10 protein-coding genes are annotated in these 12,757 nt (G+C 73.3%); 9 read left to right on the top strand and 1 reads right to left on the bottom strand.

From position 1 onward, the window contains the following. Window positions 1-95: 95 nt before the first annotated feature. Window positions 96-1,568: an MFS transporter gene (locus AKI01S_RS01390; RefSeq protein ID WP_245681436.1), complete on the top strand. Its 1,473-nt coding sequence runs from the start codon at window positions 96-98 to the stop codon at window positions 1,566-1,568. A 93-nt stretch (window positions 1,569-1,661) separates the two neighbouring features. Here the strand turns inward: AKI01S_RS01390 and bldD are convergent, their stop codons facing one another. Next, window positions 1,662-2,156 carry a transcriptional regulator BldD gene (gene bldD, locus AKI01S_RS01385; protein ID WP_021597992.1) on the bottom strand — a complete coding sequence of 165 codons (495 nt, stop codon included), beginning with the start codon at window positions 2,154-2,156 and terminating at the stop codon, window positions 1,662-1,664. A gap of 417 nt (window positions 2,157-2,573) precedes the next feature. Between bldD and pyrR the strand changes: the two genes are divergently transcribed. The 8 genes from pyrR (at window position 2,574) to pyrF (ending at window position 12,665) form a co-directional block, all read left to right on the top strand. Further along, entirely contained in the window at window positions 2,574-3,155 is a 582-nt protein-coding gene (gene pyrR, locus AKI01S_RS01380; protein WP_157419591.1) for a bifunctional pyr operon transcriptional regulator/uracil phosphoribosyltransferase PyrR, read from the top strand. Beyond that, window positions 3,152-4,093 carry an aspartate carbamoyltransferase catalytic subunit gene (locus AKI01S_RS01375; protein WP_067811380.1) on the top strand — a complete coding sequence of 314 codons (942 nt, stop codon included), beginning with the start codon at window positions 3,152-3,154 and terminating at the stop codon, window positions 4,091-4,093. Before pyrR ends, AKI01S_RS01375 begins: the two co-directional genes overlap by 4 nt. Further along, complete coding sequence (locus tag AKI01S_RS01370) at window positions 4,094-5,383, top strand: dihydroorotase (RefSeq protein WP_067811377.1); 1,290 nt, start codon at window positions 4,094-4,096, stop codon at window positions 5,381-5,383. Then, window positions 5,380-6,510 (top strand): glutamine-hydrolyzing carbamoyl-phosphate synthase small subunit, encoded by a 1,131-nt coding sequence (gene carA, locus AKI01S_RS01365; RefSeq protein ID WP_067811374.1) that lies wholly within the window; start codon window positions 5,380-5,382, stop codon window positions 6,508-6,510. Before AKI01S_RS01370 ends, carA begins: the two co-directional genes overlap by 4 nt. Window positions 6,511-6,625: 115 nt before the next feature. Next, the gene (gene carB / locus AKI01S_RS01360; protein ID WP_067811371.1) at window positions 6,626-9,964 is read left to right on the top strand and encodes a carbamoyl-phosphate synthase large subunit; all 3,339 of its coding nucleotides are present in this window, start codon (window positions 6,626-6,628) and stop codon (window positions 9,962-9,964) included. 102 nt (window positions 9,965-10,066) lie between these two features. Continuing rightward, window positions 10,067-10,954 (top strand): iron-sulfur cluster-binding protein, encoded by an 888-nt coding sequence (locus AKI01S_RS01355; RefSeq protein WP_067811369.1) that lies wholly within the window; start codon window positions 10,067-10,069, stop codon window positions 10,952-10,954. Further along, a complete protein-coding gene (locus tag AKI01S_RS01350; protein ID WP_083998725.1) occupies window positions 10,951-11,976 on the top strand; it encodes a dihydroorotate dehydrogenase in 1,026 nt (341 codons plus the stop codon). The genes AKI01S_RS01355 and AKI01S_RS01350 overlap by 4 nt, the downstream gene beginning before the upstream one ends. Further along, window positions 11,973-12,665 carry an orotidine-5'-phosphate decarboxylase gene (gene pyrF / locus AKI01S_RS01345; RefSeq protein ID WP_067811365.1) on the top strand — a complete coding sequence of 231 codons (693 nt, stop codon included), beginning with the start codon at window positions 11,973-11,975 and terminating at the stop codon, window positions 12,663-12,665. Before AKI01S_RS01350 ends, pyrF begins: the two co-directional genes overlap by 4 nt. The last annotated feature ends 92 nt before the right edge of the window (window positions 12,666-12,757 follow it).

Here is a 12,757-nt window from a genome sequence, read left to right as displayed (position 1 = left end):
GTCCTGACGGTGAAGCCGACCATCTCACAGTCAGCGCTGACTGTGAAGGGGGGCGGGCGAGAAGCGGCGTTCGCCCCTTATGAGAATGTGCATCCGTGAGACAACGGAACAGCGCGCGCGGCCTGGTCCCCCTGCTGGCCTTCCTCGGCGTGATGGCCTACTCGCTGGCCATGGCCGTGGTGACCCCCGCGCTCCCGTTGCTCCAGCAGGACATGCGCACCAGCGCCGCCGGGGCCGCCTGGGCGCTGACGGCGATGACCCTGTCGGCGGCCGTCGCCACCCCTGTCGTCGGCAGGCTCGGCGACCTGTACGGGCCGCGCCGCGTGCTGCTGGTCGTGCTGGCCGTCGCCACCGCCGGCATGGTGACCGCCGCGGCCGCCCCGAACCTGCCGGTCATGCTGGCCGGGCGGGCGCTGGCCGGGGTCGGCGGCGGCGTGTTCCCGCTCGCCTACACGATCGTGCGCGAGGTGTTCCCGCCCGAGCGCACCGCCCCGGCGGTCGGCCTGATGTCGTCGATGCTCGGCCTGGGCGGCGCGCTGTCGTGGTGCGTCGCAGGACCGGTCATCGACCTGGCGGGCTGGCGCTGGCTGCTGTGGATTCCGGTGCTCGGCCTGATGCCCGGCCTGGTCGCGGCCTGGTGGATCGTTCCCGAGTCCGCACCGCGCCCGGCCGCCCGGGTCGACTGGTGGGGCGCGGCGCTGTTCGCGGGGGCCCTGGTGGCCGCGCTGACGGCGCTGACCCAGGGCATGGACTGGGGCTGGACGTCACCCGGAGTGATCGGCCTGTCGGTTCTGGCGGCCGTGCTGCTGGCGGTGTGGCTGCGCGTGGAGTCCCGCGTGGCCGAGCCGCTGGTGGACCTGCGGCTGATGCGGCGGCGCGGGGTGTGGACCGCCAACGCCGCCTCGGTGCTGGCCGGCTACGCCCTGATGGCGGGCGGGGTGCTGTTCCCGCTGCTGGTCCAGCTCCCCGCCTCGACCGGCTTCGGGTTCGGCGGCACCGCGACCCAGGCGGCGATGCTGCAACTGCCCGCCGGCGCGGCCATGACCGTCGCGGGCATGGCCGCCGGGACGCTGCACCGCCGCGTCGGCTCGCGCGCCGTGCTGCTGGCCGGGGCGGTCCTGACCGGCGGCGGGTACGGGTTCGTGGCGTTCTGGCACGACGCGATGTGGCAGCTCTACGCGGGCGGCGTCGCGCGCGGCGCGGGGCTCGGCCTCGCCTACGCGGCGGTCGCCAACCTGGTCGTCGCGGCCGTCGCGCACGAGCGGACCGGCGTCGCCACCGGCGTCAACACCCTGCTGCGCACCGTCGGCGCGTCGCTGGGCACCCAGGTCAGCGCGGTGATCGTCGCCGCGTCCGCCGTCCACGGCCACCCCGCCGAACGCGGCTTCGTCACCGGCTTCGCGGCGGCGGGCGGCGCGATGGCCGGGGTGCTGGCGCTGGCGCTGCTGGCGCCCCGGCGCCCCAGGAACGGCGAGGGCGGCGGCGAGGACGGCCCGGGGGACCGCCGGGAGGCGGCGGACGGCGGGCCCGTCACGGCCTCCAGGACGGGCGGCGCGGCCGGCCCGTGACGCGCCGAGCCCCCGCAGGGAGGCCCTGCGGGGGCTCGGCGGTGTCGGGGGTCGAGACGCCGGGGGGACGCCCCGTCCGCGGTGGGAGAGGGATCAGAAGGACTCGACGGCGCGCCGCGCCTCGGGGTCCAGCACGCCCCAGCCGATGAGCTCCTCGGTCAGCTCCGTCGGGGACTTGTCGTAGATGACGGCCAGGGACCTCAGGTCCTCCTGGCGGATGGACAGCACCTTCCCGTTGTAGTCGCCCCGCTGGCTCTGGATCGTCGCGGCGTAGCGGGCGAGAGGACCGGCCTTGTCCTTCGGAAGCTGCTGCAGTCGCTCAAGATCGATGACGAGCTTGGGCGTGGGCCCGAGCGGGCTCGGCGCGGCACCGCCGGGCAGCAACTCGGAAACCGGCACGCCGTAGAAATCGGCGAGCTCGGCCAGCTTCTGAACGGTGACGGCGCGGTCGCCCCGCTCGTACGAACCCACGACGACGGCCTTCCAGCGGCCCCGGGACTTCTCCTCCACGCCGTGCAGGGACAGGCCCTGCTGGGTGCGGATGGCGCGCAGGCGCGCGCCGAGAGCCTTAGCATATTCAGACGGCATTTCGCGGCCCCCCAGGCTCACTTTCGTCGTCGTCGATTCCCCGGACCGGCGGCCCGGGGAGGAGACGGCCCGCGCGGCGTTGCGGCCCCATGGGTCCGTCTCCAGGGATGGTTACGGACAGTGACGGTAAAACGGTGACGGCCTCAGGTCAAGCTGTTCGGAAAAAAGCGGTCGAATCTACAGGTCTCTATCCGGGCCGTCCGGATCACCCCCGAGCCCGGCCGTACGGGCGTTCGAGTGTGCTCCACCAGGCCTGGTGAACGCCGAGTGTGACCGCTCTCACCAGGGAAGATACCCACCGGTCGGGTTCGGAACGCCGGGCACGGGCTGCTACGGTGTGAGGGACAAGACGTCCTTTAAGGCCCGTCCCGTGAGGCGGGAAAGGAGGTTTCGGTGGTGAATGCTGCCCACCGGCCGGTGGAACCGGCGGGGGCGCGTGTGGCGGACGGTGACCCCCGGCAGAAGGCCGTTCTGGAGGGTCCCGACATCCGGCGCGCGCTGACCCGCATCGCGCACGAGATCCTCGAACGCACCAAGGGCGGCGACGACGTCGTCCTGCTCGGCATCCAGACCCGCGGCGTCACGCTCGCCGAGCGGCTGGCCGCCAAGCTGGAGGAGGTCGAGGGCCGCCCGTTCCTGTGGGGCTCGCTCGACGTGACCATGTACCGCGACGACCTGCGGATGCGCCCCGCCCGCGCGCTCGGCCGCACCGAGCTGCCCGCCGACGGCGTGGACGACCGGGTCGTCGTGCTGGTGGACGACGTGCTGTTCTCCGGACGCACCGTGCGCGCCGCGCTCGACGCGCTCAACGACCTCGGCCGCCCCCGCGCCGTCCAGCTCGCCGTCCTGGTGGACCGCGGGCACCGCGAACTCCCGATCCGCGCCGACTACGTGGGCAAGAACCTGCCCACCTCCATGCGCGAGACGGTGAAGGTCCTGCTGGCCGAGAACGACGATCGCGACGCGGTTCTTCTCGGTCCGAAGGAGGAGAAGGAATGAAGCGTCACCTCATCTCGGCGGCCGACCTCACCAGGGACGACGCGCTGCTGATCCTCGACACCGCCGAGGAGATGGCCCAGCTGTCGGACCGCTCGATCAAGAAGCTGCCGACCCTGCGCGGCCGCACCGTGGTCAACCTCTTCTTCGAGGACTCCACCCGCACCCGCATCTCGTTCGAGGCCGCCGCCAAGCGGCTGTCGGCGGACGTCATCAACTTCTCCGCCAAGGGCTCCAGCGTCTCCAAGGGCGAGAGCCTGAAGGACACCGCCCTCACCCTGGAGGCGATGGGCGCCGACGGCGTCGTCATCCGGCACGGCGCCTCCGGCGCGCCGCACCGCCTGGCCAACTGGGTCCGGGGCAGCGTCGTCAACGCCGGCGACGGCACCCACGAGCACCCCACGCAGGCGCTGCTGGACGCGTTCACCATGCGCCGCCGCCTGGGCGACCTGGACGGCCGCAGGGTCACCATCGTCGGCGACGTGCTGCACTCCCGCGTGGCACGCTCCAACGTGCTGCTGCTCCACACCCTGGGCGCCGAGGTGACCCTGGTCGCCCCGCCGACCCTGCTGCCGGTCGCGGTGGACAGCTGGCCCGCCGAGGTCTCCTACGACCTGGACGCCGTGCTGTCCAAGAGCGACGTGGTGATGATGCTGCGCGTGCAGCACGAGCGCATGAACGCCTCGTACTTCCCGACGGTGCGCGAGTACAGCCGCCGCTACGGCCTGGACGCCGCCCGCATGGCGACGCTGCCCGAGCACGCCATCGTCATGCACCCCGGCCCGATGAACCGCGGCGTCGAGATCGCCGCCGAGGTCGCCGACTCGGTCCGGTCCACCATCGTCGAACAGGTCGCCAACGGCGTCAGCGCCCGCATGGCCGTCCTGTACCTGCTCCTCGGCGGCTCCGAGCCGGCGATCGGCAAGGAGGTCTCGGAGTAAATGAGCACCGTCTACGTCATCAGGAACGCCCGCCTCCTCGGCGGCGACCCCGCCGACATCCTCGTCCGCGACGGCGAGATCGCCGAGGTCGGCCGGGACCTGTCGGCCCCCGGGGCCCAGGTCGTCGACGCCACGGGCCTGATCGCCCTGCCCGGCCTGGTGGACCTGCACACCCACCTGCGCGAGCCGGGCCGCGAGGACGCCGAGACCGTCGACACCGGCACCCGGGCCGCCGCGATGGGCGGCTACACCGCCGTGCACGCCATGGCCAACACCGACCCGGTCGCCGACACCGCCGGCGTCGTCGAGCAGGTCTGGCGGCTGGGCCGCGAGGCCGGCTACTGCGACGTGCAGCCGGTCGGCGCCGTCACCGTCGGCATCCGGGGGCAGCAGCTCGCCGAGCTGGGCGCGATGGCCGACTCGGCCGCCCGGGTCCGGGTGTTCTCCGACGACGGCCACTGCGTCTCCGACGCGGTGATCATGCGCCGGGCGCTGGAGTACGTGAAGGCGTTCGACGGCGTCGTCGCCCAGCACGCCCAGGAGCCGCGCCTGACCGAGGGCGCGCAGATGAACGAGGGCGAGATGAGCGCCCGGCTCGGCATGACCGGCTGGCCCGCCGTCGCCGAGGAGGCGATCATCGCCCGGGACGTGCTGCTGGCCCAGCACGTGGGCGCCCGCCTGCACGTCTGCCACGTCTCCACCGCCGGGTCCGTGGAGATCATCCGCTGGGCCAAGAGCAAGGGCGCGCCGGTGACCGCCGAGGTCACCCCGCACCACCTGCTGCTCACCGACTCCTGCGCGCAGTCCTACGACCCGATCTACAAGGTCAACCCGCCGCTGCGCACCGCCGACGACGTCACCGCGCTGCGGCACGCCCTGGCCGACGGCACCATCGACGTCGTCGCCACCGACCACGCCCCCCACCCGGTCGAGGCCAAGGAGACCGAGTGGAACGTGGCCGCCATGGGCATGATCGGTCTGGAGACCGCGCTGTCGGTCGTCCAGCACGCCATGGTCGACACCGACCTGCTGGACTGGGCCGGGGTCGCCGAGCGCATGTCGTTCGCGCCCGCCCGCATCGGCCGCCTGAACGGACAGGGTCGTCCGCTGGAGGCCGGTTCCCCCGCCAACATCACGCTGTACGACCCGTCGCCGCGCCGCGCCGTGGACCCGTCGGCGATGACCTCCAAGAGCCGCAACACCCCGTACGCGGGGATGGAGCTGCCGGGCCGGGTCGTCGCCACGTTCCTGCGCGGCAGGCCGACCGTTCTGGAAGGGAAACTCCAGTGACCCCACCCCCCGCCGTGCTGGTCCTCGAAGATGGCAGGACGTTCCACGGGGTCGCCTACGGAGCCGAGGGGGAGACCTTCGGTGAGATCGTCTTCAACACCGGCATGACCGGCTACCAGGAGACCCTCACCGACCCCTCCTACGCCCGTCAGATCGTGGCGATGACCGCCCCGCACATCGGCAACACCGGCGTCAACGCCGAGGACCCCGAGTCCGCCCGCATCCAGGTCGCCGGGTACGTCGTGCGCGAGCCCGCCCGCGTCGCCTCCAACTGGCGCGCCACCGGCTCGCTCGGCGCCGCGCTGCGCGAGCAGGGCGTCGTCGGCATCGCGATCCCCGGCACCCGCGCCCTGACCCGCCACCTGCGCGACCGCGGCGCCATGCGCGCCGGGGTCTTCTCCGGCGGCGCCGCCGCCGCGCCGGTGGACGAGCTGGTCGCCCGCGTGCAGGACAGCCCCCGCATGGAGGGCTCGGCGCTGGCCGAGGAGGTCTCCACCAGGGAGGCCTACGTCGTCCCGGCGATCGGCGAGAAGAGGTACACCGTCGCGGCCGTGGACCTGGGCATCAAGGGCATGACGCCGCACCGCCTGGCCGAGCGCGGCTGCGAGGTGCACGTGCTGCCCGCCACCGCCACCACCGGAGACATCCTCGCGGTGGACCCCGACGGCGTGTTCTTCTCCAACGGCCCCGGCGACCCCGCCACGGCCGACGCCCAGGTGGCGGCGCTGCGCGGCGTGCTCGACGCGGGCCGGCCGTTCTTCGGCATCTGCTTCGGCAACCAGATCTTCGGCCGGGCGCTCGGCCTCGGCACCTACAAGCTGCGCTTCGGCCACCGGGGCATCAACCAGCCCGTCCAGGACAGGCGCACCGGCAAGGTGGACGTCTCCGCGCACAACCACGGGTTCGCCGTGGACGCGCCGACCGACGGGCCGTTCGACACCCCCTACGGCCGCGCCGAGGTCAGCCACGTCAACCTGAACGACGGCTGCGTCGAGGGCCTGCGCCTGCTCGACCGCCCGGCGTTCAGCGTCCAGTACCACCCCGAAGCGGCGGCGGGCCCCCACGACGCTTCCTACCTTTTCGACAGCTTCTGCGAGCTGATGGATCGACGGGAGGTGCGTGGCTGATGCGGAGGCGTTCAGCGTCCGGTACCACCACGCGCCGTCTGGAGGCCGCCGCCGGCCCCCACGACGCCACCGGGCTCTTCGACCAGTTCTGCGAGATCATGGAGGCGTCCCAGTAATGCCGCGCCGCGAGGACATCAAGAGCGTCCTGGTCATCGGTTCCGGACCGATCGTGATCGGTCAGGCCGCCGAGTTCGACTACTCGGGCACCCAGGCGTGCCGGGTGCTGAGGAGCGAGGGCCTGCGGGTCACGCTGGTCAACAGCAACCCCGCCACGATCATGACCGACCCGGAGATGGCCGACGCCACCTACGTCGAGCCGATCACCCCCGAGGTCGTCGAGAAGATCATCGCCAAGGAGCGGCCGGACGCGCTGCTGCCCACCCTGGGCGGCCAGACGGCCCTCAACACCGCCATCTCCCTGTTCGAGAGCGGCGTGCTGGACCGCTACGGCGTCGAGCTGATCGGCGCGGACGTGGACGCGATCCAGGCCGGCGAGAACCGCGAGAAGTTCAAGGAGATCGTCGCCAAGGTCGCCCGCGAGCAGGGCCTGAACGCCGAGTCCGCGCGCTCGGTGATCTGCCACACCATGGACGAGGTCATGGCCGCCGCGGACGAGCTGGGCTACCCCGTCGTGGTGCGCCCCTCGTTCACCATGGGCGGCGCGGGCTCCGGCTTCGCCCACGACGAGAAGGACCTGCGCCGCATCGCCGGGGCGGGCCTGGACGCCTCCCCGACCACCGAGGTGCTCCTGGAGGAGTCCATCCTCGGCTGGAAGGAGTACGAGCTGGAGGTCATGCGGGACCGCGCCGACAACGTGGTCATCGTGTGCTCCATCGAGAACCTCGACCCGATGGGCGTGCACACCGGCGACTCGATCACCGTCGCGCCCGCGATGACGCTCACCGACCGCGAGTACCAGAACATGCGGGACGTCGCGATCGCCGTGATCCGCGAGGTCGGCGTCGACACCGGCGGCTGCAACATCCAGTTCGCCGTGCACCCCGGCACCGGCCGGATGATCGTCATCGAGATGAACCCGCGGGTGTCGCGCTCCTCGGCGCTGGCCTCCAAGGCCACCGGCTTCCCGATCGCCAAGATCGCCGCCAAGCTGGCCATAGGGTACACCCTCGACGAGATCCCCAACGACATCACCCGCGAGACCCCCGCCTCGTTCGAGCCGACGCTCGACTACGTGGTGGTGAAGGTGCCGCGGTTCGCGTTCGAGAAGTTCCCGGCCGCCGACGGCTCGCTGACCACCCACATGAAGTCGGTCGGCGAGGCCATGGCGATCGGCCGCAACTTCCCCGAGGCGCTGCAGAAGGCGCTGCGGTCGCTGGAGGCCAAGGGCACCGCGTTCACCTGGGCGGGCGAGCCCGGCGACGTGGAGGAGCTGCTGTGGCGCGCCGCCCAGCCGCACGACGGCCGGCTGCGCGACGTCCAGCAGGCGCTGCGCGCCGGGGCGACCATCGAGCAGGCCTACACCGCCACGCGGATCGACCCGTGGTTCCTGGACCAGATCGCCGGGATCAACGAGATCGCCGAGGGGATCCGCACCGCCGAGGACGCGCTGACCCGGGACAAGCTGCTGGCCGCCAAGCGGCACGGCTTCTCCGACGCCCAGATCGGCGAGCTGCGCGGCCTGTCGGAGGAGGTCGTCCGCGAGCTGCGGCACGCCCTCGGCATCCGCCCGGTGTACCTCACGGTCGACACCTGCGCCGCCGAGTTCGAGGCGCAGACCCCGTACCTGTACTCCTCCTACGACGAGGAGACCGAGGTGCCGCCCGGGAGGAAGCCCAAGGTCATCATCCTGGGCTCCGGTCCCAACCGGATCGGGCAGGGCGTGGAGTTCGACTACTCCTGCGTGCACGCCTCGTTCACGCTGGCCGAGGCGGGCTACGAGACCGTCATGGTCAACTGCAACCCCGAGACCGTCTCCACCGACTACGACACCTCCGACCGGCTCTACTTCGAGCCGCTCACCCTGGAGGACGTCCTGGAGGTGGTGCACGCCGAGCAGCGCTCCGGCGAGGTCGCGGGCGTGATCGTCCAGCTCGGCGGGCAGACCCCGCTCGGCCTGTCGCAGAAGCTCAAGGACGCGGGCGTGCCGATCGTCGGCACCTCGCCCGAGAGCATCCACCTGGCCGAGGAGCGCGGCGCGTTCGGCCGCGTGCTGCACCGCGCCGGGCTGCTGGCCCCCAAGCACGGCACCGCCACCTCCTTCGAGGAGGCCCGCGAGATCGCCGCCGAGATCGGCTACCCGGTCCTGGTGCGGCCCTCCTACGTGCTGGGCGGCCGCGGCATGGAGATCGTGTACGACGACGCCACGCTGGAGTCGTACATGGCCAAGGCCACCGCGGCCTCCCCCGAGCACCCGGTGCTGGTGGACCGCTTCCTGGACGAGGCCATCGAGATCGACGTCGACGCCCTCTACGACGGCGAGGAGCTGTACCTGGGCGGCGTCATGGAGCACATCGAGGAGGCCGGGATCCACTCCGGCGACTCCGCCTGCGCCCTGCCGCCGATCACCCTGGGCCACGACGACATCCGCCGCATCCGCGAGTCCACCGAGGCCCTCGCCCGGGGCATCGGCGTGCGCGGCCTGATGAACGTCCAGTACGCCCTGTCCGCCGGGGTCCTGTACGTCCTGGAGGCCAACCCGCGCGCCTCGCGCACCGTGCCGTTCGTGTCCAAGGCGACCGCCGTGCCGCTGGCCAAGGCCGCCGCCCGCGTCATGATGGGCACCACGATCGCGGAGCTGCGCCGCGAGGGGCTGCTGCCCGAGTCCGGCGACGGCGGCTCGCTGCCGCTGGACGCGCCGATCGCGGTGAAGGAGGCGGTGCTGCCGTTCGAGCGGTTCCGCGACCGCGAGGGCCGGTTCGTCGACACCGTCCTCGGCCCGGAGATGCGCTCCACCGGCGAGGTCATGGGCATCGACGAGGTGTTCGGCACCGCCTACGCCAAGTCGCAGCAGGCCGCCTACGGCTCCCTGCCCACCAAGGGCCGGGTGTTCGTGTCGGTGGCGAACCGGGACAAGCGCCACATGATCTTCCCGGTGAAGCGCCTTGCTGACCTGGGCTTTGAGATTCTTGCCACGGAGGGGACCGCCGAGGTCCTGCGCCGCAACGGCGTGCGTGCCAAGATCGTGCGCAAGCACAGCGAGGGTCCCGGCCCGAACGGGGAACCCACCATCGTGCGGCGCGTCCTGGACGGCGAGGTGGACCTCATCGTCAATACTCCGTTCGGAAGCCCCGGGCAGTCCGGGCCCCGGCTGGACGGCTACGAGATCCGCACCGCCGCGGTGCTGCGCGGCGTGCCGTGCGTCACCACCGTGCAGGGTCTGGCGGCCGCCGTGCAGGGCATCGAGGCGGTCTCGGCCGGGGCGGTCGGCGTGCGCTCCCTCCAGGAGCACGCCGAGCGCCTCAAGGGCGCGCACGGCGTGACCGGGCAGGGGTGACGCCCGGCTGACACGGGCCGGTCCGGGGCCCGGCGCGCGGTGCCGCCGTGTCACCGCGCGCCGGGCCCCGCGCGCGGCCAGACGACGACGAGAGGGAGACGGGTGTCGGACACACCGGTGCAGACGTCGGCGACGGTCCTGACGGTCCGCCAGGTGCAGGACTACCACGCGATCACACTGGTGGCCCCGGCCATCGCCGAACGGTTCCGGCCCGGTCAGTTCGTGGCGCTCGCCGTGGGCGGCGAGCACTCGGGCCGGCTGGTCCGCCGCTGCTTCGGGGTGTACGAGGTGAAGTCCGACTACGGCGGCACCGTCGAGCTGGTGTTCGCCGACACCGAGCCCGGCACCGCCTGGCTGGCCGGGCTGCGCTCCCGCGACCAGGTCGACGTCGTCGGGCCGCTCGGCCGGCCGTTCCGGCTGCCCCGCGACCCGGTCGGCTGCCTGCTGGTCGGCGGCGGCCCCGGCGGCGCGGCCCTGTTCGCGCTGGCCGACACGTTGCGGCGGCGCGGCTGCCCGGTCCACTTCCTGCTCGGCGGCCCCGCCGCCCGGCAGGTGTTCGGCTCCCGCATGGCCAACCGCATCGGCGACTCGGCCACCGTCGTCACCGGCGACGGGTCGATGGGGGAGCGCGGCGCGGTCCCCGAGGTCATGCCCCGCGTCATCGCCGAGACCGGCGCGGACGTGGTGTACGCCTGCGGCCCCACGAGCCTGCTGCGGTCGGTCACCCGCATCGCCACCGAGCACGGCCTGCCCTCGCAGGTGTCGGTCGAGGAGTTCCTCCAGCGGACCGGCGCGTGCGGCATCGGCACCTGCATGACCTGCGTGCTGCCCGTCCACGGCGAGGACGGGGTCACCCGCATGGTGCGGGCCTGCGCCGACGGGCCCGTCCTGCGCGGCGACCGCGTCCGGTGGGGCGATCTGGGCACCATCCCGTTCGACGCGCTCGGCGCGCCGCGCGTCCTCAGCGCCATGGAAGGGGGCCCGGCATGAGTGACCGGCTGAAGACCCGGATCGGGAACCTGGAGCTGTCCGGCCCGTTGCTGAACGCCTCCGGCTGCGGCGGCACCGGCCGGGAGCTGGCCCAGTTCTTCGAGCTGTCCCGCCTCGGCGCGTTCGTCACCACCTCGGTGATGTCCCAGCCGCGCGCCGGACGCCCCACCCCCCGCGCCGCCGAGGCCCCCGCCGGCCTGCTGACGGCCATGGGCCTGCCCGGCCCCGGCATCGAGGGCTTCCTGGAACGCGACCTGCCGTGGCTGGCCGAGCAGGACGTCCCGCTCATCGTGTCGATCGCCGGCAACACCGCCGAGGAGTTCGCCGAGCTGGCCCGGCGGCTGCGCGCGGTGCCGGGCGTCGCCGCCATCGAGGTCAACACCGCCTGCCCCAACGTCGAGGACCGCGGCCGCATGTTCGCCTGGCACCCGGGCGCGGCGGCCTCGGTGGTCGGCGCGGTCCGCGCCGCCGCCCGGCCCGGCGTGCCCGTGCTGGCCAAGCTCGCCCCCGACGTCACCGACATCACCACCGTCGCGCTGGCCTGCGCCGACGCCGGAGCCGACGGGCTCACCCTGATCAACACCGTGGAGGGCATGGCCATCGACCCGGCCACCCTCCGCCCCGCCCTCACCGGCGTCTCGGGCGGGCTGTCCGGCCCGGCCATCCGGCCGATCGCCGTGCGCTGCGTCTACCAGGTGCACGCCGCGCTGCCCGACCTGCCGATCATCGGGGTCGGCGGGATCGCCACCGGCCTGGACGCGCTGGAGTTCGTCCTGGCGGGCGCGTCCGCCGTCGCCGTCGGGACGACCCTGTTCCACGACCCCACCGCCGCCCCCCGCATCCTGCGCGAGCTGGAGGAGGCGCTGTCGGCCCGCCGGATGCGGCTGGCCGACGCCGTCGGGCTCGCCCACCGACCCGCCGGATACGTCCCGCCCCAGGTGCGACCGGAGCCGCAGGCCGTCCAGGCCCCCCTCGACGCGGCCGTCGCCGACCCTGGGGAAGCTAAGGAGAGACTGCCGTGACCGCCACCGCCCCCATCGCCGTCGCCCTGGACGCGCCCGACCTGGAGACCGCCGCCCGGTGGGCCAGCCTGGTCACCCCCCACGTCAGCACCGTCAAGGTCGGCCTGGAGCTGTACATGCGCTACGGCCCCGACGCGGTCGACAGCGTGCGCGGCGCCAGCCGCGTGCAGGTGTTCCTGGACCTGAAGCTGCACGACATCCCCGCGACCGTGCGCGGCGCGGCCCGCGCGGTGGCCCGCCTCAAGCCCGCCTACCTGACCGTGCACGCGGCCGGCGGCCCGGCGATGATCCGCGAGGCGGTGGAGGCCGCCCCCGACACCTGTGTCGCCGCGGTGACGGTGCTGACCTCTCTCGGCGACACCGACCTGACGGCCATCGGGCTGGACGGCCCCGCCCCCGACGCGGTGCGGCGCCTGGCGTCCCTGGCGGTCGGTGCGGGCGCGCAGGCCCTCGTCTGCTCGCCCCAGGAGGCCGCTGCGGTGCGCGCGGAGGTCGGACCCGGTATCACCCTCATCACTCCGGGTGTTCGGCCCGCAGGGGCCGCCTCACACGACCAGACGCGCATCGCCACACCCGAGCAGGCCCTGGCCTCCGGAGCCGACCTGCTGGTGATCGGCCGCCCGATCACCGGCGCCCCCGACCCGGGCGCGGCCGCCGCCGCCATCGCCGCGTCGCTGCGTCGTCTATAGGCCTTTCGGCTGTGTTCATTGGCTTCACGGCCCATCCCCTCCGCCCTGGGGGGCTCCGGGGCTGACCGCTACGCGGGCGAGCGCTGCATCGC

The organism is Actinomadura kijaniata NBRC 14229 (assembly GCF_001552175.1).
In the GTDB taxonomy this organism is placed as follows: Bacteria; Actinomycetota; Actinomycetes; order Streptosporangiales; family Streptosporangiaceae; genus Spirillospora; species Spirillospora kijaniata.
The sequence above is the reverse complement of the archived record's forward strand: the minus strand, read 5'-3'. Positions and strand labels throughout refer to the sequence as shown.